The following is a 19,136-nucleotide window of genomic DNA, read 5'->3' on the forward strand; positions in this document are numbered from 1 at the left end:
TGCTCAAGATAGTTTGCGAGAATGCCCAAGTGTCCACCCACACCGACCACCAAAAAGGTCTCCTGATCACCGCCATAGGCGGCCTCACACTGACCGTCGACATACCGCTGATCCGGCTCGCCGACGGCACACCCTGGACGATCATGATGTTGCGCACCGCCACCACCTTGCTGGCCGGGCTGGTGGTGTGGGCCGTCTGGCGGTCGTTCGACCGGAACGCGCCCCGGCTCATCCCGGGCTGGTCGGGACTTGCCGTGGCCTTTTGCTACGGCATGACCGGGATATGCTTCGTCACGGCGGTCTATCACACCTCGACGGCCGACCTTGTCTTCATCCTGGCCTTCAACACCGTGTTCGCGGCGCTGCTGTCATGGCTCTTCCTCAAGGAAAGACCGCGGCCTGCAACCGTCATCGCCATGCTGGCGATGATTTTCGGCGTGCTGATCATCGTCGGCGGCTCCGTCGGCACCGGGCATCTGTTCGGCGATTTCATGGCGCTGTGCTCGACCTTCTTCGTCGCCCTCGCCATCACCATTTCGCGCGCCAGCAGCGAGGACATGGGCTTCACCGCGCTGGTCGGCGTCATCCTGCCGCTGGTGCTCGCCGTCTTCATGATTTCAGGCGAAGGCGTTCACGTGAACGCACCGTGGTGGATCGTCTTCAACGGCGCCGTGATCATGCCGATCTCGTTCTTCTGCCTTGCCAACGGACCGAAATACATTTCAGGCCCGGAAGTGGCGATGTTCTATCTGCTGGAGACGGTGCTGGCGCCGGTCTGGGTCTGGCTGATCTTCGCCGAGGAGCCGACGCGCAACAGCCTGATCGGCGGCTCGATCCTGATCGTGACGCTGGTCGCGCATTCGCTATGGCAATTGCATGAGGGCCGCAAGCGCCGTGCTGCGCTTGCCGTGGTTCACCCGACCTGAACTTTCCTCGGCTCGGCCGCCGCTTCGATCTGCGGCGGCGCGCCGGCCTCGTCGGCGACAGGCGGAAGCTCGTCCATGATCTCGACCTCGCGCAGCCATTCGCGCCAGATGGCGACGAGCAGCGCCATCAACACCGGGCCGATGAACAAGCCGAGGAAACCCATCGTCTTGACGCCGCCGATCAAGCCGAAAAAGGTCGGCAGGAAGGGGAGCTTGATCGGGCCGCCGACCAGCTTGGGCCGCAGCGTCTTGTCGACGATGAAGAGCTCGACCGCGCCCCAGATGAACAGGGTCGCGCCGGCGAAAAGCTTGCCGCTGGCGGCGAGGTAGATCGACACCAGGGTGAAGGAGAGCGGCGCGCCGCCCGGGATCAGCGCCATGATGCCGGTGAGCGCGCCGAGTGTCACCGGCGACGGCACGCCGGCCAGCCAATAGGCAATGCCGAGCACCAGGCCCTCGCCGATGGCGATGATGGTCATGCCCGTCACGGTCGAGGAGATGGTTGCCGGCACGACGCGCGAGATCCGCTCCCAACGCGTCGGCAGGATGCGTTCGCCGAGGCGATCGACCTGGGCCGCGAAAGCCTCGCCGTCGCGATAGGCGAAGAACAGCGCGATCATCATGAACAGAAGCGTCAGAATCAGGCTGAAGGCGCTGCCACCGGCGGCCAAGGCGCCGCGATAGATGCTGCCGATATTGGAGCCGCTGATCAGCTGGATCAACTCGCCGATGCCGCCGGGATGGCCGAGATAGGCCGTCCACTGCTCGTTCAGCCACTGGCCGACGACCGGTATGGCGGCGATCCAACCCGGTGTCGCCGCGCCGTGGCGATTGGTCTCGATCGCCCAGGTGACCCACTCGCGCAGCTCGTTGATGGCATAGGTGCCGGCAAGCGCGATCGGCACCACCAGGAAGGTGAGGATGAAAAGGATCGCCAAGGTCGCGCCGACCGTGCGGTTGCCGCCGACACCAACGAGCAGCCGGCGGTACAGCGGCCAGCTGGCAAAGGCGATGACGAGCGCCGCCAGCACCGGGAACAGGAAGCCGTGGAAGAAATAGACGCCGGCAGCGACGATCAGCACCAGGAGCCAGCGCGCCGCCGACAGCGGTGGGATGACGGCCGCCCTCAGCGGCGTCGACAGGCCGAACAGGCGCTGCCCCGGCTTCTGGATCTCGGCGCGCTTCAACCCGGCGTTGCTCCCTGCCTGATGGTTCGATGGATGCTTATGCACCATCATAGTGCAGCAATCGTGACGATAGTCCAAATAGTGCCTTTCCTTCTCCCCTTGTAGGAGAAGGTGGATCGGCGCGCAGCGCCGAGACGGATGAGGGATGTTTCAGCGGGGTGAGGCGTTGGCGGCATCCAACGCAGCTCAAGTCCGTGTCAAGCTGGAACACCCCTCATCCGTCGCCTTCGGCGACACCTTCTCCCGCAAGGGGAGAAGGAAAGGCGCTGCTTCACCCAAATTTCCCCGTCCTGGGAAAACCCTTCGGCACCATGCGGCCGGCGGCGGCGCGGGCTCCGATCCATTCGGTCAGCTCCTCGCGCGACTTGGTGAAGGTGCGATCGGCCGAATCCTGCCAGGAGAGCCCCGTCGCCAGGGTGAAGGTCTTCAGGTCCAGCACGCCGCCGTCCTTGTATTTCTGCAGGCGCACACCCTTGCCGCGCGCCATTTCCGGAATTTCGGCCAGGGGGAAGACCAGCATCTTGCGGTTCTCGCCGACAATAGCGAGATGGTCGCCCGAAACCGGGATGCAGCGCTTGGCCTCGTCCGGCGCCTTGACGTTCATCACCTGCTTGCCCTTGCGGGTGTTGGCAACGACCTCTTCCTCCGAAACGACGAAGCCATTGGCGTCGTATGAGACGAGCAGCAGCTTGCGCTTCGGATCATGGACGAAGGCAGTGACGATGTCCTGGTCGTTCTCCATGTCGACGATGATGCGGATCGGCTCGCCATGGCCGCGCCCGCCCGGCAGCCGATCGGCGCCGATGGTGTAGAACTTGCCGCCGGTGGTGAAGACCAGGATCTTGTCCGTGGTCTGGGCATGGAAGGCGAGCTTCAGGCTGTCGCCTTCCTTGAAGGTGAGCTGCGAATGGTCGGTCAGGTGGCCCTTCATGGCGCGCAGCCAGCCCTTTTCCGACACAACGACGGTGACCGGCTCGCGCTCGATCATCGCATGCGCAATGTCGGTCAAGTCGTGCTCGGGCGCATCGGCAAACTGGGTGCGACGCTTGCCGAGTTCGGTCTGCGGACCGAACGTGTCGCGGACCTTGCTGACTTCCCACTTGATCGTCGACCATTGCTTGGCGTCGGAAGCCAGCAGGGCCTCGATCTGCTTCTTCTCGGTGGTGAGGCCGTCAAATTCCTTGCGGATCTCGATCTCTTCGAGCTTGCGCAAGGCGCGCAGGCGCATGTTGAGGATGGCTTCGGCCTGGTTGTCGGTGAGCGACCAGCGGGCCATCATCACCTGCTTGGGCTCATCCTCCTCGCGGATGATCCTGATGACCTCGTCGATGTTGAGATAGGCGATCAGATAACCGGCGAGGATTTCCAGCCGCTTCTCGATCTCGCCGAGCCGGTATTTCGAACGACGGATCAAAACCTCGCGGCGGTGGTCGAGCCACTCCTTGAGCACGCCCTTCAACGACAGGACGTTCGGCACCTTACCGCGCGACAGCACGTTCATGTTGAGCGGGAAGCGGCTTTCGAGCTCGGTAAGCTTGAACAGCGATTCCATCAGGATGCCGGGATCGACGGTGCGGCTCTTCGGCACCAGGACGATGCGGATGTCCTCCGCACTCTCGTCGCGGATGTCTTCGAGCAGCGGCAGCTTGCGTGCCATCAAAAGCTCGGCGATCTTCTCGATCAGCCTGGCCTTCTGCACGCCGTAGGGGATCTCGGTGACGACGATGCTCCAGGTGCCCCTGCCCTGGTCCTCCTGGCCCCATTTGGAGCGCACGCGGAAACCGCCGCGGCCCGTCTCATAGGCTTCGAGGATCGAGGCGCGGCTGTCGACGATGATGCCGCCCGTCGGGAAATCCGGCCCCTGGACGAAATCCATCAGCTTCGCCACCGGCGCTTCGGGATGCTCGATCAGATGGAGCGCTGCGTCGCAAAGCTCGGCGGCGTTGTGCGGCGGGATCGAGGTCGCCATGCCGACGGCAATGCCCGACGAGCCGTTGGCGAGCAGGTTCGGGAAAGCGCCCGGCAGGACGGACGGCTCCTCGTCCTCTTCATTGTAGGTCGGCCGAAAATCGACGGCGTCCTCGGTGATGCCGGCAAGCAGCTCGCTCGCCACTTCGGTCATGCGCGCTTCGGTGTAGCGCATCGCCGCGGCGTTATCGCCGTCGATGTTGCCGAAATTGCCCTGCCCGTCGACCAGCGGGTAGCGCATCGAGAAATCCTGCGCCAGCCGTACCAGCGCATCGTAGATCGACTGGTCGCCATGCGGATGGAACTTGCCCATCACGTCGCCGACGATGCGGGCGCATTTGGCGAAACCCTGATCGGGGTTGAGCCTGAGCAGCCGCATGGCATGCATGATGCGGCGATGGACCGGCTTCAGTCCGTCGCGCACATCCGGCAGCGCCCGATGCATGATGGTCGACAGCGCGTAAGCGAGATAGCGCCGCTCGAGCGCTTCCTTCAGATCGACCGGTTCGATTTTATCGCCGCCGCCATTGTCATCAGGCGGCAAAAGCCTTTTTCCCATGAATTTGGACTAGCTGAGCGGGTGATTCGCGGCAAGCGCCGCGTGAACGTCGGCGCATTCGCCGTGGCTACAGACACGCAGCCGGCGGTGTGAAGAATTTCACGGAAGCGGCCCCGCGGCGGCTGCAATTTGCCGCCGATCTGCAACAGGCTTAGTCGGCAACATGACGCCGACCAACATCAATCCGTTACATGCGGCCGCTATCTGGCAATGCAACGCGCTGGCGGAGGAAAGCCGCGGTTCATGACAAATTCACCGCATCGGGCAATAGCTGCCGACCGGCGTTTGCTTTTCATCGCCGTTTTCGACAAATGGGCCCGGAAATGCCTTTTTCCCGTCCCGTTCGTCACGGAATGGTGATGGAGCAGATGTCAAAAATAATTTCACAATAGCCAATCAGGACAGGGAATTCGCCATGACAATCCAACGCTCAACACTCAAGAAACTGGCCTTTTCGACCTTTCTGCTGACGCTGCCGCTCAATTCGGCCTTCGCCGCCGATCCGGCGGTGGCCGAGCGCATCAAGGCGGCCCTTGCCGCCCAGGGCGTCGAGATTTCCTGGACAGGCGTCTCCGGCGACGATTCGAACGCCGTCCTGCAAGGTGTTTCCATCAAGCCGGCGGCCGAGAAGGAAGCGCTGCCGATCGGCGACGTGAAGCTGGAGGGGGTCAGCGAGGCCAATGGCAGCTATGAGATCGCAACCCTCTCGACCTCGCCTTTCGAGCACAGCAAGGACGGCGTGACGCTCAATCTCAGCCCGGTGGTCGTCCACGACATGAAGGTCCCGGCCGAAGGCGGCACCGATCCGCTCGGCTCGCTGATGATGTACAAGTCGGCGGAACTCTCCAACATGACAGTCAAGGTCGGCGACAAGACGGCTTTCGCGATGGACGGGCTTGCCGTCCAGATCACCCCGCCGGCCGACGGCAAGGCGATGGACTTTACCGCCAACACCGAAAAATTCACCGCCGACCTATCGCTGGTCGACGATCCGAAGTCCAAGGAAGCGATCGATGCGCTCGGCTACCAGAACATCTCGGGCAACATCGCGATGGCCGGCACCTGGCAGCCGAGCGACGGAAAGATGGAGCTGTCGAAATATGACATCTCGGTCGAGAATGCCGGCACGCTCGGCATGACCTTCAATCTCGGCGGCTACACGCTCGACTTCATCAAGTCGATGCAGGAGATGCAGAAGAAGCTCGCCGCCCAGCCGGAAGGCGCCGACAATTCCGCGCAAGGCATGGCCATGCTCGGCCTGATGCAGCAGCTTTCTTTCAACGGCGCATCGGTGCGCTTCGAGGACGATTCGCTCACCGGCAAGGTGCTCGACTATGTCGGCAAGCAACAGGGCATGTCGGCCAAGGACGTCGCCAACCAGGCCAAGGCGATCGTGCCGTTCGGCATGGCGCAGCTCAACAATCCCGAGCTGACGGCGGAAGTCTCGGCGGCAGTCAATACCTTCCTCGACAATCCAAAGAGCCTGGAAATCTCGGCCGAGCCGCCGTCGTCGGTGCCGTTCGCGCTGATCATGGCCGGCGCCATGTCCAACCCGCTCGACCTGCCGAAGACGCTTGGCGTCAAGGTCAAGGCGAACCAAGACTGATCGGACAGTCAGCTGCAAAGAAAAGCCCGGCAGCGATGCCGGGCTTTTCTTGTTGAAGGCGATTCTTGTAGGAAAAAGAAGATCCTGGCTACGGCTTTTAGCCTTCCTTCTTCGCCGCAGCGACGCGCAGCGACAGCTCGCGCAGCTGCTGCGGAGTCGCTTCCGAAGGCGCGTTCATCAACAGGTCGTAGGCCTGCTGGTTCATCGGGAACATGGTGATCTCGCGTAGGTTCTTGGCGCCGACCAAAAGCATGACGACGCGGTCGATGCCGAATGCCGCTCCGCCATGCGGCGGCGCGCCATACTGGAAGGCACGGTAGAGGCCGCCAAAGCGATCCTCGACCGTCTGCCGATCCAAACCGACCATCTCGAAGGCCTTGACCATGGTTTCCGGCAGATGGTTGCGGATGCCGCCCGAGGCGATCTCGAAGCCGTTGCAGACCGCATCGTACTGGAATGCCTTGATGCCGAGCGGCTCCTGGTTGGTCAGGGCGTCAATGCCGCCCTGCGGCATCGAGAACGGATTGTGGGCGAAGTCGATCTTCTTCTCGTCCTCGTTCCATTCGAAGAACGGGAAGTCGACGATCCAGCAGAGCTCGAAGCGGTCGCGGTCGACGAGGTTCAATTCCTCGCCGGCTCGGGTGCGCGCTGCACCGGCAAAGGAGACGAACTTCTTCGGGTCGCCGGCGACGAAGAAGGCGGCGTCGCCGTCGGCAAGGCCGAGCTGGAGGCGGATCGCCTCGGTGCGCTCCTCGCCGATGTTCTTGGCGAGCGGACCGGCGCCTTCGAGTTTTTCGCCTTCCTTGCGCCAGAAGATGTAGCCGAGGCCAGGCTGCCCCTCGCCCTGCGCCCAGGAATTCATGCGGTCGCAGAAGGCGCGGCTGCCACCGGTCTTGGCCGGGATCGCCCACACCTCGGCTTTCGGATCGTTGGCCAGGATGTTGGCGAAGACCTTGAAGCCGGAATCGCGGAAATGATCGGAAACCGCCTGCATCACGATCGGGTTGCGCAGGTCCGGCTTGTCGGTGCCGTATTTGCGCATGGCAACATCATAGGGGATGCGCGGCCATTCCTTGGTGACGGGCTTGCCATTGGCGAAAGCCTCGAAGACGGAGGTCATCACCGGCGCCAGGGTGGAGAGCACATCGTCCTGCTCGACGAAGCTCATCTCGAGGTCAAGCTGGTAGAATTCGCCCGGCAGGCGGTCGGCGCGCGGATCCTCGTCGCGGAAGCAGGGCGCGATTTGGAAATAGCGGTCGAAGCCGGAGACCATGATCAGCTGCTTGTACTGCTGCGGCGCCTGCGGCAACGCGTAGAAGGTGCCGGGATGGATGCGCGACGGCACCAGGAAGTCGCGCGCCCCTTCGGGCGACGACGCGGTGAGGATCGGCGTCGAAAACTCGGTGAAGCCGACCTCCCCCATGCGCTTGCGCATCTCGGCGATGATTTTTGTCCGCGCGACGATGTTCTTGTGCAGTGTCTCGCGGCGCAGATCGAGGAAGCGGTATTTCAGGCGGATGTCTTCCGGGTAGTCCGGCTCGCCGAACACCGGCAGCGGCAGCTCCTTGGCGGCCGACAGGACTTCGATCTCGCGCGCGAAAATCTCGATTTCGCCGGTCGGCAGGTTCGGATTGACGGTTTCCGGCAGCCGCGCCTTGACCTCGCCGTCGACGCGGATCACCCATTCGCCGCGCAAGGTCTCGGCGGCCTTGAAGGCCGGCGAATCCGGATCGGCGACGATCTGGGTCAGGCCGTAATGGTCGCGAAGATCGATGAAGAGCAGTCCGCCATGGTCGCGCACGCGATGCACCCAGCCCGACAGGCGGACGGAATTGCCGACGTCGTTCTTTCTCAACTGGGCACAGGTGTGGCTGCGGTAACGATGCATAGTCATGGGGTAAAGTCCGGAAATTGCGGGCGTCGGCCCGGCTCGAAAATTGGCGCGAAAAGCGCATGAGAGGCCGGCTTTGTCAAGGCAAGCGGTCACACAGGCGCGCCGCTGCGACTGTTCAGGCAAAGTGGACTTGCACACCCCGGCTTTGGAAATCGGCGAGCGTGGCAGCAGGCGCGGTCCTTTCCACCACGAGATGGCGGATCGCATCCGCCCCTGCCACGCGATAGGGCGCGGCGGTGGCGAGCTTGTCGTTGGTGACGGCAATGACGATGCCGGCGCTGTTTTTCGCCATGGCGCGTTTCACCTCGGCTTCGGCCGAATCGAAAGCGGTGACGCCGCGCGTGATATCCAGCCCGCAGGAGCCCAGAAAGAACAGATCGGCGCCGAGCTGCGCCACAGCGGCGAGCGTATCGGTCCCGACGCAGGTTCCGAGATCGGGCACATAGCGGCCGCCGAGCACGATCAGCTCGACCAGGGGAAGGTCCGTCAGAGCCGAGGCGACGCCCAGCGAATTGGTGGCGACGGTCAGCTCCATATCGCGCGGGATCGCCCGGGCGATCGCCTCGTTGGTCGTGCCGCCGTCGATGAACAGCGACTGCCCCGTGCCGAGCAGCGCAACAGCCGCCCTGGCGAGCCGAGTTTTTTCCTCGACCGCATGACGGCTGCGCTGGCTGAGCGGCGCGGCTGCAAAGGGCCCCGATGGGACAGCGCCGCCATAAACGCGACGCAGCTGCCCGGCCTTCGCCAGTTCCCTCAGGTCGCGGCGCACAGTGTCCTCCGACACGCCGAAACGGCTGGCAAGCTCGCCGGCCAGCACCTTTCCGTCGGCCGCAAGCCGGTCGCGAATGAGTTGGTGGCGTTCTTCGGTGAGCATGCGCGATCCTATTTATTTGTACACGTTGTTGCATGTTTTGCCCGTTCATGCAAGAAACAGAGTCGCCGGCAGCCTGAGAGCCGCCGCCCCTTATCGGATTTGCCTGATGACCCTTGGCCTGAAATTCGCCCCCCAGCACCGCCTCTATGCCGGCTTCGCGATCTATTCCTTTGCCATGGGCAATATCTTTCCGCGGCTGCCCGACATCAAGCGGGCCATGCAGATCGAGGACGGCACGCTCGGTCTCGCCCTGATCGGGACGCCCATCGGCACTCTGATCGCGCTGACGCTGGCGACGCCGATCCTGGAGCGCGTCGGGTTTCGCCGCGCGCTGCTGTGGCTGGTGCCGCTGCTTGGCTTCGCCTATGCCGTCGCGGTGCATGCGTCAGGCCCCGCGGCCCTGTTCCTGATGCTGCTCCCGGTCGGATTGATGATCGGCAGCATCGAGATCATCTTGAATGTCGAGGCGGACAGGACCGAGTTCCTGCTCAAGCGCCGCATCATGAACCGGGCGCATTCGTTCTGGAGCATCGGCTTCTTCGGCGCAGGCCTGTTCGGCGGCGCGCTGGCGCATCTCGGCCTGTCGCCGCAACTGCATCTGGCGCTGGTGGTGCCGACGGTGGCGGTTGCGATGGCGCTGTTCCTGGGCGGCTTCGAACCCGCGCCTGCCCGTTTCGCCGCGACCGGCGACAAGCCGCCGATATTCGCCCGTCCGACGCTGCCGATCCTGATCCTCGTCGCGGTGACACTGTCGGCAATGCTGATGGAAGGCGCCAGCATGGACTGGTCGGCGATTTATATGCGCACCGTGTTCGACTCAGGGCCGTTCGTCGCCGGGATCACGGTCGCACTGTTCGCCTTCTCGCAGGCGATGACACGCTTCTTCGCCGACAGCTTCGTCGACCGCCATTCGCCGAGCGGCGTGGCGCGCGTGCTGTTGGCGACGATGATGGCCGGCGTCTTCATCGTCTTCTTCTCGCCCCTACCCTTCATCTCGATGCTGGGCTTTGCGCTTCTAGGCATCGGCAGCAGCGCCATCTTTCCGCTGGCGATCTCGGCTGCGGCGCAGCGTACCGACCGTCCGGCGGCGATCAATGTCGCGGCCCTGTCGCAGATCTCCTTCGTCGCCTTTCTGCTTGGCCCGCCGCTGCTCGGCTTCGTGTCGGACCACTGGGGCATCCGCTCGGCCTATGGCATCGGTATCCCCTTCATCCTGCTCAGCCTGGCCACAGCCGGCGTGCTTGGCCGACGGCCATCGGCCGAAGCCGCGGATACCGCAAGGCAAAGCGTGGAGGCGCAGGCCGGCGAGGCCTGAACCGCCCCGCCGGGCCAGCGCATATCGCCATCGCGCGAAACTAGCGGTGCGTGACGACGTCGCGGCGCTTGACGAATGCCCGCGCGGCTGAAATTGAAAGAGGCCTAATATTGTGCCAAAAGCGATTTGATGCAGGTCATCACCACACAAGAAGAACTCGAGAGCGTTGTCGCGGCGTTCGAAAAGTCGGAATTCGTTACCGTCGATACCGAATTCATTCGCGAGACGACCTTCTGGCCGATCCTTTGCCTGATCCAGATGGCCGCGCCTGGGATTGAGGCGCTTATCGATCCGTTATCGCCCGGCATCGACCTGAAACCGTTTTTCCGGCTCATGGCCAACGAAGCGGTGCTGAAGGTTTTTCACGCGGCGCGCCAGGACATCGAAATCATCGTCCATCTCGGCGATCTGGTGCCGCATCCGGTGTTCGACACCCAGGTGGCGGCGATGGTCTGCGGCTTCGGCGACAGCGTTTCCTACGACCAGCTCGTGCAGAAGGTCACCGGAGCCCGGCTGGACAAGTCCTCGCGCTTCACCGACTGGCGGCACCGGCCGCTCTCCGACAAGCAGCTCGAATACGCGCTTGCCGACGTCACCCACCTGATCGAGGTCTACCAGCATCTCAGCGCCGAGCTGAAGCGCGAGAATCGCGGCCACTGGCTGAACGAGGAGATGGATGTCCTCACCTCGCGCGAGACCTACGATCCGCATCCCGAAGATGCCTGGAAAAGGCTGAAGATGCGGCTGCGCAAACCGCAGGAGCTGGCGATCGTGCAGGCGGTGGCGGCCTGGCGCGAGCGCGAGGCGCGTGAGCGCGACGTGCCGCGCGGCCGCGTGCTCAAGGACGACGCGATCTACGAGATCGCCCAGCAGGCGCCGCGCGATGCGGCCGCGCTCGGCAAGCTGCGCACCACGCCGAAAGGCTGGGAACGCTCCGCCACGGCAACCGCGCTGCTCGGCGCGGTCAACGCGGCGCTGGCGCTGCCCAAGGACGCGATGCCGAAACTGCCGAAAAGCGTGCAGCCGCCGGAGGGGTCGAGTGCGGCGGCGGAACTGCTCAAGGTGCTGCTCAGGATCGTCGCAGAGAAGGAAGGCGTGGCCACCAAGGTGCTTGCCTCCAGCGACGATATCGACCGCATCGCCGCCGAGGGCGACGAAGCCGACGTGGCGGCATTGCAGGGCTGGCGGCGCGCCGTTTTCGGCGAGCAGGCGCTGAGGCTGGTACGCGGCGAGATCGGCATCAAATTCGACAAGCGCCGGATCGCGTTGTTCGAGCTGTAGCGCCTTTCCCTTCTCCCCTTGTTGCGGGAGAAGGTGGATCGGCGTGCAGCGCCGGGACGGATGAAGGGTGTTCCAGCGAAGTGAAACGCTGGCGATCTCCTATCGCGGCATCCAACGCTGGCTTAAGTCCGTGTCAAGCTGGAACACCCTTCATCCGGCCGCTGCGCGGCCACCTTCTCCCACAACAAGGGGAGAAGGGAAAGGCGAGCCTCACACCACCTCGAGCAGGTGGAGCGCGAACCAGATCCAGGCGATGAGAAGTATGCCGGCGCCAAGGAAGAAGGCGCGGCTGCGGTGCAGCACATGGTTTCTGTCGAGATGCACCCAGGCGTGGACATAGCGCGTGACTATGAACAGCCACATCAACGCCAGCGTCAGATAGTTCACGCCGTTGGTGACGAACAGCGCCAGGCACAGCACGTGAAAGAGAACCGGCAGCTCGAACTGGTTGATCAGGTTGTTCGCGACGGTGACGCTCGAGGCCGGCTCGGTTGAGCGGACCTTGTACTGGCCGATCCTGGCTTCGCCGGACTTAACAGCGAGATAGCGCCGCTTGAACATCACCAGATAGACGACATAGACCAGAAGCACATGCGCCAGCATCGGCCAGAAGATGGCTGTCTGGCGCATCTGCTTGTCCTCAGCGTCGCCGCCCGGCCAGCGCGAAGACCGCGATGACGAAGACCGGGATCGCCAGCAGCGCGAATTTGCTGACGGTCAGCAAAGAGGCGAAGGCCAGCGAATCGGGATTGGCCAGCTGGAAATCGGAGAGCAGCCGCGCCATGGCAAAATTCTGGGTGTAGTCGGCGACCGCATAGGGAGCCACCAGCACCAGCGAGAACAAGGCCTGCAGCTGCGTCGGCAAGGCGCGGAAGGTGCTGAGTCGCCGCCCGAAGGCGAGGATAAGGCTCACCAGCGTCAGCGACAGCAGCGCCGGGAACAAAAGGTCGAAGGTCAGATAGTGCCAGACGATGATGATCTCGCCGCCGCGCCGGCCGAGCGCGGTGAGCCACGCCATGCCTTCGTCGGGCGTGAAGCCGGCGACGCGCATGTCGAGTGAGGCCAGGCCGCCGCTCAAGCGCTGGAAATAGAGAAACTCCAGCGCCGTCATGACCAGGAACAGCGCAATCGAGGCGATGGAGAGCGCTGCCGCGTGACGCGACAGCCGAAGCACCGCCACGCTCAAGTCACGCCACAGTCCCCGCCGGCGGTCAGGCCGATCGGTCTGCCGATCAAATTCCGCCCGGGTAATTGGGGCTTTCGCGGGTGATCGTGACGTCATGGGCATGGCTTTCACGAAGTCCGGCGTTGGATATGCGCACAAAAGTGGCGCGCTCGCGGAAATCTGCAAGATCACGTCCACCCACATAACCCATAGCGGCTTTCAGGCCGCCTGCAAGCTGGTGCAGCACGCCAGCCACAGGTCCTTTATAGGGAACCTGCCCTTCAATGCCCTCCGGAACCAGCTTCAGCGTGTCGCGAACTTCAGCCTGGAAGTAGCGGTCGGCCGAGCCGCGCGCCATGGCGCCGACCGAACCCATGCCCCGATACGCTTTGAAGGAGCGGCCCTGGTGGAGATAGACCTCGCCGGGGCTCTCGTCGGTGCCGGCAAGCAGCGAACCGATCATGGCCGCGCTTGCGCCGGCGGCGAGCGCCTTGGCGAGATCGCCTGAATATTTGATGCCGCCATCGGCGATGACGCTGACGCCGGCCCTGCTGGCCGTCTCGACCGCCGACATGATTGCCGACAGCTGCGGGACACCGACACCGGCGACGATTCTGGTGGTGCAGATCGAACCCGGGCCGATGCCGACCTTGACGGCGTCGGCGCCAGCGTCGATCAGCGCCTGCGTGCCCTCGGCGGTGGCGACATTGCCGGCCAGGATGCGCACGGAGTTCGACAGTTTCTTCGCCCGCGTCACCGCATCCAGCACGCGCTGCGAGTGGCCATGCGCGGTGTCGATGACGAGCAAGTCCACGCCGGCGTCAATCAGGCGCTCGGCGCGCTCGAACCCGTCATCGCCGACGCTGGTGGCGGCCGCCGCGCGCAGGCGCCCCTGCGCGTCCTTGGTGGCGTGCGGGTTGAGCTGCGACTTCTCGATGTCCTTGACGGTGATCAGGCCGACGCAATTGCCGTTCCTGTCGACCACTACCAGCTTCTCGATGCGATGCTTGTGAAGGAGACGCTTGGCTTCGTCCTGGTCGACATTCTCCTTGACCGTGATCAGGTTCTCACGCGTCATCAGCTCGTAGACCTTCTGCGATGGATCGGAGGCGAAGCGCACGTCGCGGTTGGTGAGGATGCCGACGAGGCGGCCGACCGTGTGGCCGCCGGTGCCGCCATTTTCGACCACCGGAATGCCGGAAATCGAATAGGTGCGCATCAGCGCCAGCGCATCGGCCAGCGTGGCGTCGGGGCCGATGGTGACTGGGTTCACCACCATGCCGGATTCGAATTTCTTCACCTGCCTGACCTGCTCGGCCTGTTCGGACGGCGAGAAATTGCGGTGGATGACGCCGATGCCGCCGGCCTGCGCCATAGCGATCGCCAGCCGCGCCTCGGTGACGGTGTCCATGGCCGCCGACAGGATCGGCACGTTGAGATCGATGTCGCCGGCAATACGGGTGCGGATGTCGGTTTCGCCCGGCATCACCTCGGAATGGCCGGGCTGCAAGAGCACGTCGTCGAAAGTCAGCGCCAGCGCGCCGGTGGACGTTTCGATGATTTTTGCCATGGCCAGTCCTTTTGAATGCGGAAAAGGCGCCAGGCCGATTGGCCAGCGCCGACTCTCTTCTTCCCTTTCAGGATTGGCGCTGGCTGGTAACACGTCCTGTCGCGGTTGAAAAGCCGATCGTTGCGAGACGGCCTATTCGATGCCCAGAAGAGCATCGAGCAAAGCGTGGCGCGGCAACTCAAAAGGATTGACGACAGTTACGCCGCCCCACGTAAAACCGTCTTGAAGATCTTCTGACAAAAGGAGCCGGCAACCCGCTTGCGAAGCGGCGGAAAGAATGACGGCATCCCAGACGCCGAAACCATGGTCCGCAGCAAGATCGACAGCCGTCATCATCACTTCCGGCGTTGTTTCAATAACCGGGAAGGCGTCGCGCCAGCTAAGCAGTGTATCGCGAGCCTCCTGGGGCGACCTTCCAGCCTTGCGAAGCAGAACATTGAACAGTTCACCCAGCACCTGGACCGGAACAACCACAGCGCCTTGCGGAACGTTCCGTAGCAATTCGAGGGCGAGGTCGCGCTTCTCAGGATCATTGACGCCCTCCGCGTAGGCAAGGACGTTGGTATCCAGCGCGATCTTCACGGGTTATCCTCATAAAGATCCTCGCGAGTCCAGCGTCCTGCATTGACGATCGGCTGCCTTTCGAGTCGCGACAGCAGAGCTGCGCGCGACCGGGAGGCCACGCCCTCGTGCTTGTCCGCAGGCACGATCCGCGCCACTGGCCGCCCATGGCTGGTCACGACGTAGCTCTGCCCCTCGCGTACTTCACGCAGGATATGAGAGAATCTGCGATTGGCGTCGGCTGCAGAAACAGTTTCGTCCATGGTTGCACCTATAATGTAGTTATTATTACTACATAGCGGCCGGCCTTGCATTTGACAAGTCCGCGTACCGTGACGCCAACCAGGACTGCGCTCCCGCAAAAGTGACAGCAATTTAATGCGACATCCGGGACGAGGCGTGATAACCGCCCGGTCGCACCGGTTCGCCCCCAAGCCGGGCCTAGATTCGCGAAGACAGATCAGGGCGTTTCCCTTGAACCGCATCATCCCGCTCATACTGGCGGTCGCATTGTTCATGGAGAACATGGATTCGACCGTGATCGCGACGTCGCTGCCGGCGATCGCTGTCGACATCCACACGAGCCCGATCGCGCTGAAGCTGGCGCTGACGGCTTATCTGGTGTCGCTGGCGATCTTCATTCCGATCAGCGGCTGGATGGCCGACCGGTTCGGCGCCAAGAACGTCTTTCGCGCTGCGATCGGTGTCTTCATCGCCGGCTCGGTTGCCTGCGCGTTTTCCAATTCACTGCCGGCTTTCGTTGTGTCGCGCTTCCTGCAAGGCATGGGCGGGGCGATGATGACGCCGGTCGGCCGCCTGGTGCTGGTGCGCGCCACGCCCAAGAGCGAGCTGGTCGCGGCGATGTCCTGGCTGACCGTGCCGGCGCTGGTCGGCCCGCTCGTCGGCCCGCCGATCGGCGGCTTCATCACCACATACTTCACCTGGCACTGGATTTTTCTGATCAACGTGCCAATCGGCTTTATCGGCATGTGGCTCGCCACCCGCTATCTGCCCAGGACGGAGCCCGCCGAGACGCCGCCGCTCGATTTCCCGGGCTTCGTGCTCTCCGGCCTTGCCGCTTCCGGCATCGTCTTCGGCCTTTCCGTCGTCAGCCTGCCGGCGCTGCCGCCGATGGCCGGCTTCATCACCATTGTCGTCGGCGTAATCTCGGGCGCGCTCTATCTCCTCCATGCGCGGCACGCCAGGAATCCGCTGCTGGCGCTGGAGCTGTTCCGCAACCAGGTTTTCCGGTCCTCCGTGCTCGGCGGCTCGCTGTTTCGCATCGGCATCGGCGCGGTGCCGTTCCTTTTGCCGCTGATGTTCCAGATCGGCTTCGGGCTGACGCCCTTCCAGTCGGGCATGATCACCTTCGTCTCGGCGATCGGCGCCATCGGCATGAAGTTCGTGACCGCGCTGCTGTTCCGGCTCGCCGGCTTCCGGCGCGTGCTGATCTGGGGCTCACTGGTCGCGGCCGCATCGATCGCCATCTACGGCCTGTTCACGCCGCAGACGCCTTACGCCCTGATGCTGGCGATCCTTTTGGTCGGCGGCTTCATCCGCTCGATGTTCTTCACCGGCGTCAATGCGCTTTCCTATGCCGAGATCACGCCCGCCGACACCAGCAAGGCGACGCCGATCACGGCGGTTTTCCAGCAATTGTCGATCGCGCTCGGCGTGGCGCTAGCCGGCGGCATCCTCGAAGTGTCGACCTCGATCCATGGCGGGCCGCTAACCCTACGGGATTTCCACATCGCCTTCTTCATCGTGGCAGCCGTCTCGGCGGCGGCATCGATCACCTTCATGCGGCTTGCGCCGGAGGCCGGCAACGCGGTCTCGGGCCACGGCCGGCTGACCAAGCCGAAGACGCTGGAAACGGTGGGGACCGCGGGGAAGTGAGCGCCGCTTCTCCTTCTCCCCTTGTGGGAGAAGGAGAAGGCGCTAGCCTTTGAACTCCTTCGCCAGCAAATACAGCTCCACCGATTCATCGCGCGAGGCCGGCGGTTTCACATGATGGACGGATCGGAAATTCTGCTTCAGCAATGACAAAAGCTCGTTCTCGGCGCCGCCCTGAAAAGTCTTGGCGAGGAAATGTCCGCCGGGCTCCAGGACGTGCAACGCGAAATCGGCCGCGACTTCGCACAGATGCATGGTGCGCAGATGGTCGGTGCGGCGATGCCCGGTCGTGGGTGCCGCCATATCGGACAGCACCACATCCGGCCGGCCGCCGAGCGCCTCGGCAAGTTTTTGCGGCGCGTCGGGATCGAGGAAATCCATCTGCAGGATGACGGCGCCCGGAACCGCGGCCATCTCGAGATAGTCGATGCCGACGACATGTGGGTTTTCCGCCGTCGACTTCGTCCGCGCGGCCGCTACCTGGCACCAGCCGCCGGGCGCAGCGCCGAGGTCGATGACCTTCATGCCGGGCTTCAGCAGATGATGCTTGTCGTCGATCTCGATCAGCTTGTAGGCGGCGCGCGAGCGGTAGCCGTCGGCCTTGGAGCGCTGCACATAGGGATCGTTCATGTGGCGCTCGAGCCAGCGGCGCGAGGATTCCTTCAAGCCGCTCTTCTTCTTGATCCTGGTCTTGAGGACGCGAATGCCGGCGGAACCCGGCTTATCCGGTTTTCTAGCCATCAACGGCCTCGCCCGCCATCGCGCCAGACACCGTCATCAGCCATCAATTCGCTCAGGATCCCCTCGCGCAGGCCGCGGTCGGCGACGCGCAAGCGCTCGGACGGCCAGACACCGCGGATCGCTTCCAGGATGGCGCAGCCGGCGAGCACGAGGTCGGCGCGGTCGGCGCCGATGCAGGGGTTGGCGCAGCGCTGCTGGAAATCCCAGCCGATCAGGCGCTCGATCATGCGATCGACGCTGTCGCGGTCCATCCAGAGGCCATCGACGCGGCGGCGGTCGTAGCGATCGAGATCGAGATGCACGCCGGCCAGCGTCGTCACCGTGCCGGAGGTGCCGAGCAGGTGGAAATTGGGACTTGCCAGCACATGTGCCAGCCGGTCGCGGCCGTCGAAGACCTTCAACCGCGCGGCCACGTCGTCGACCATGGCGGCAAAGGTCTCGCGCGTGACCGTGCGGCCGCCGAAGCGCTCGGCGAGCGACACCACGCCGACTGGCAGCGACGTCCAGGAGACAATGTGGTTGGCGAGCCTCGGAGAGCGCCGTCCGGTCAGGTCGATCAGCGCGATTTCCGACGAGCCGCCGCCGATGTCGAACAGCACCACGCCTTGCGTGTCGCGCTCGACCAGCGAGCCGCAACCGGAAACGGCAAGTCGGGCCTCGGTCTGGCGGTCGATGATCTCGAGCTTGAGTCCGGCCTCGCGCTCGACCCGATCCAGGAACTCGACACCGTTTGCGGCCGAACGGCAGGCTTCGGTGGCAATCAGCCTGGCTTTCCTGATCTTGCGGTTGCGCAGCTTCTCGCCGCAGATCTTCAGCGCCTCGACCGCGCGGTCCATCGCGGCTTGGCTGAGCCGGCCGCTGGCGGTCAGCCCCTCGCCCAGCCTGACGATGCGCGAGAAAGCGTCGATGACTCGGAACTGGCCGTGACGGCCAGGCACCGCGACCAGCAGCCGGCAATTGTTGGTGCCGAGGTCGAGCGCGGCGAAGACAGGCAATTCCTGTTGCGGCGGACGCTGCGGGGCCGCCAGCCTTGGCTCAACCGGCGAAAGCCCGCTCGGAGGCTGTTTTGTCGCCGTGGCGGCAGGCGCGGCATGCGGCACGGCGACGTTCTCGTCACGCGCGAACACCTTGCGGCCGCGCTTGCGCTTGCGTCGCTTGCGCGTCTTGCCTTTCGGTTGATCGCCATGCTGGTCGGCCTGGCTTAGGCCAATCTGTCGCTGGCCGGCATGTCTTTGGTGCGCACCCGCGTGGCGGCTGAATCGCGCCGTGTGCGGGCCCGCCGATTGCGTCGGCGATGCCCCGGACATGCCCACTGCCGACGCGCCCGCGCCGGTATCGTGGTCTTCCACTTCAGTTCCTTCCGGCGCCGCGCGAACCGGTAGCGGACGCAGCAGGCACCTCGATTTGTTCAAGTTGCCAACAGAGTAGCAGCGCAGTTCACAATCACCAAGAGCGCGAGGCCGAATTTCGCAAACGTCGCATTTTGCCAGATCACGTTGGGGCAATGTCTTGCCGGTTGAATAGCCGGCTTCAATCAGGCATGTCTGAAATGAAGGTTCGAAGGTTGGGCAACATCAAAATCAATGAGTTGCAACG

Annotated in this window: 16 protein-coding genes; 5 read left to right on the forward strand and 11 right to left on the reverse strand. The window is 63.8% G+C overall.

Annotation, left to right across the window (positions count from 1 at the left end):
- The first annotated feature begins 29 nt into the window (after window positions 1-29).
- The gene (locus CK219_RS15985) at window positions 30-926 is read left to right on the forward strand and encodes a DMT family transporter (RefSeq protein ID WP_095767902.1); all 897 of its coding nucleotides are present in this window, start codon (window positions 30-32) and stop codon (window positions 924-926) included.
- Here the strand turns inward: CK219_RS15985 and CK219_RS15990 are convergent.
- Both CK219_RS15990 and parC read right to left on the reverse strand, forming a co-directional pair.
- Window positions 914-2,164 carry an AI-2E family transporter gene (locus CK219_RS15990; RefSeq protein ID WP_245340492.1) on the reverse strand — a complete coding sequence of 417 codons (1,251 nt, stop codon included), beginning with the start codon at window positions 2,162-2,164 and terminating at the stop codon, window positions 914-916. The two genes, CK219_RS15985 and CK219_RS15990, sit on opposite strands and share 13 nt — an antisense overlap.
- Before the next feature lie 220 nt (window positions 2,165-2,384).
- On the reverse strand, window positions 2,385-4,640 hold the full coding sequence (gene parC / locus CK219_RS15995) for a DNA topoisomerase IV subunit A (RefSeq protein WP_095767709.1): 2,256 nt from the start codon (window positions 4,638-4,640) through the stop codon (window positions 2,385-2,387).
- 415 nt (window positions 4,641-5,055) lie between these two features.
- Between parC and CK219_RS16000 the strand changes: the two genes are divergently transcribed.
- On the forward strand, window positions 5,056-6,246 hold the full coding sequence (locus CK219_RS16000; RefSeq protein ID WP_095767710.1) for a hypothetical protein: 1,191 nt from the start codon (window positions 5,056-5,058) through the stop codon (window positions 6,244-6,246).
- Between the two features lie 97 nt (window positions 6,247-6,343).
- On the opposite strand, the gene aspS is transcribed toward CK219_RS16000, so the two are convergent.
- Together aspS and CK219_RS16010 are read right to left on the reverse strand one after the other, a co-directional pair.
- Window positions 6,344-8,134, reverse strand: coding sequence for an aspartate--tRNA ligase (aspS, locus tag CK219_RS16005; protein ID WP_176477043.1), 1,791 nt, complete (start codon window positions 8,132-8,134; stop codon window positions 6,344-6,346).
- 121 nt (window positions 8,135-8,255) lie between these two features.
- Window positions 8,256-9,014 carry a DeoR/GlpR family DNA-binding transcription regulator gene (locus CK219_RS16010; RefSeq protein WP_095767712.1) on the reverse strand — a complete coding sequence of 253 codons (759 nt, stop codon included), beginning with the start codon at window positions 9,012-9,014 and terminating at the stop codon, window positions 8,256-8,258.
- Between the two features lie 106 nt (window positions 9,015-9,120).
- On the opposite strand from CK219_RS16010, the gene CK219_RS16015 reads away from it, so the two are divergent.
- Together CK219_RS16015 and rnd are read left to right on the forward strand one after the other, a co-directional pair.
- Window positions 9,121-10,329, forward strand: coding sequence for an MFS transporter (locus tag CK219_RS16015; protein ID WP_095767713.1), 1,209 nt, complete (start codon window positions 9,121-9,123; stop codon window positions 10,327-10,329).
- Between the two features lie 129 nt (window positions 10,330-10,458).
- On the forward strand, window positions 10,459-11,610 hold the full coding sequence (gene rnd / locus CK219_RS16020) for a ribonuclease D (RefSeq protein ID WP_095767714.1): 1,152 nt from the start codon (window positions 10,459-10,461) through the stop codon (window positions 11,608-11,610).
- Between the two features lie 210 nt (window positions 11,611-11,820).
- Here the strand turns inward: rnd and CK219_RS16025 are convergent, their stop codons facing one another.
- The 5 genes from CK219_RS16025 to CK219_RS16045 form a co-directional block, all read right to left on the reverse strand.
- On the reverse strand, window positions 11,821-12,240 hold the full coding sequence (locus tag CK219_RS16025; protein WP_095767715.1) for an MAPEG family protein: 420 nt from the start codon (window positions 12,238-12,240) through the stop codon (window positions 11,821-11,823).
- A gap of 10 nt (window positions 12,241-12,250) precedes the next feature.
- Window positions 12,251-12,796 (reverse strand): hypothetical protein, encoded by a 546-nt coding sequence (locus CK219_RS16030; protein ID WP_245340493.1) that lies wholly within the window; start codon window positions 12,794-12,796, stop codon window positions 12,251-12,253.
- Window positions 12,797-12,842: 46 nt separating this feature from the next.
- Complete coding sequence (gene guaB / locus CK219_RS16035) at window positions 12,843-14,345, reverse strand: IMP dehydrogenase (RefSeq protein WP_095767716.1); 1,503 nt, start codon at window positions 14,343-14,345, stop codon at window positions 12,843-12,845.
- A 132-nt stretch (window positions 14,346-14,477) separates the two neighbouring features.
- The gene (locus tag CK219_RS16040) at window positions 14,478-14,927 is read right to left on the reverse strand and encodes a PIN domain-containing protein (protein WP_095767717.1); all 450 of its coding nucleotides are present in this window, start codon (window positions 14,925-14,927) and stop codon (window positions 14,478-14,480) included.
- Window positions 14,924-15,169 carry a type II toxin-antitoxin system prevent-host-death family antitoxin gene (locus tag CK219_RS16045; protein WP_095767718.1) on the reverse strand — a complete coding sequence of 82 codons (246 nt, stop codon included), beginning with the start codon at window positions 15,167-15,169 and terminating at the stop codon, window positions 14,924-14,926. Before CK219_RS16045 ends, CK219_RS16040 begins: the two co-directional genes overlap by 4 nt.
- Window positions 15,170-15,380: 211 nt before the next feature.
- On the opposite strand from CK219_RS16045, the gene CK219_RS16050 reads away from it, so the two are divergent.
- Window positions 15,381-16,802, forward strand: coding sequence for an MFS transporter (locus CK219_RS16050; protein ID WP_095767719.1), 1,422 nt, complete (start codon window positions 15,381-15,383; stop codon window positions 16,800-16,802).
- A 42-nt stretch (window positions 16,803-16,844) separates the two neighbouring features.
- On the opposite strand, the gene CK219_RS16055 is transcribed toward CK219_RS16050, so the two are convergent.
- The gene (locus CK219_RS16055; protein WP_095767720.1) at window positions 16,845-17,540 is read right to left on the reverse strand and encodes an RlmE family RNA methyltransferase; all 696 of its coding nucleotides are present in this window, start codon (window positions 17,538-17,540) and stop codon (window positions 16,845-16,847) included.
- The gene (locus tag CK219_RS16060) at window positions 17,540-18,889 is read right to left on the reverse strand and encodes a Ppx/GppA phosphatase family protein (protein WP_095767721.1); all 1,350 of its coding nucleotides are present in this window, start codon (window positions 18,887-18,889) and stop codon (window positions 17,540-17,542) included. The genes CK219_RS16055 and CK219_RS16060 overlap by 1 nt, the downstream gene beginning before the upstream one ends.
- Window positions 18,890-19,136 lie beyond the last annotated feature (247 nt).

The organism is Mesorhizobium sp. WSM4313 (assembly GCF_002294725.1).
In the GTDB taxonomy this organism is placed as follows: Bacteria; Pseudomonadota; Alphaproteobacteria; order Rhizobiales; family Rhizobiaceae; genus Mesorhizobium.

What these genes read in the sequence shown, in the direction of transcription:
- CK219_RS15990 (WP_245340492.1), bottom strand. Translation starts at nt 2,164, where the DNA reads ATGATGGTGCATAAGCATCCATCGAACCATCAGGCAGGGAGCAACGCC.
- parC (WP_095767709.1), bottom strand. Translation starts at nt 4,640, where the DNA reads ATGGGAAAAAGGCTTTTGCCGCCTGATGACAATGGCGGCGGCGATAAA.
- CK219_RS16000 (WP_095767710.1), top strand. Translation starts at nt 5,056, where the DNA reads ATGACAATCCAACGCTCAACACTCAAGAAACTGGCCTTTTCGACCTTT.
- aspS (WP_176477043.1), bottom strand. Translation starts at nt 8,134, where the DNA reads ATGCATCGTTACCGCAGCCACACCTGTGCCCAGTTGAGAAAGAACGAC.
- CK219_RS16010 (WP_095767712.1), bottom strand. Translation starts at nt 9,014, where the DNA reads ATGCTCACCGAAGAACGCCACCAACTCATTCGCGACCGGCTTGCGGCC.
- CK219_RS16015 (WP_095767713.1), top strand. Translation starts at nt 9,121, where the DNA reads ATGACCCTTGGCCTGAAATTCGCCCCCCAGCACCGCCTCTATGCCGGC.
- rnd (WP_095767714.1), top strand. Translation starts at nt 10,459, where the DNA reads ATGCAGGTCATCACCACACAAGAAGAACTCGAGAGCGTTGTCGCGGCG.
- CK219_RS16025 (WP_095767715.1), bottom strand. Translation starts at nt 12,240, where the DNA reads ATGCGCCAGACAGCCATCTTCTGGCCGATGCTGGCGCATGTGCTTCTG.
- guaB (WP_095767716.1), bottom strand. Translation starts at nt 14,345, where the DNA reads ATGGCAAAAATCATCGAAACGTCCACCGGCGCGCTGGCGCTGACTTTC.
- CK219_RS16045 (WP_095767718.1), bottom strand. Translation starts at nt 15,169, where the DNA reads ATGGACGAAACTGTTTCTGCAGCCGACGCCAATCGCAGATTCTCTCAT.
- CK219_RS16055 (WP_095767720.1), bottom strand. Translation starts at nt 17,540, where the DNA reads ATGGCTAGAAAACCGGATAAGCCGGGTTCCGCCGGCATTCGCGTCCTC.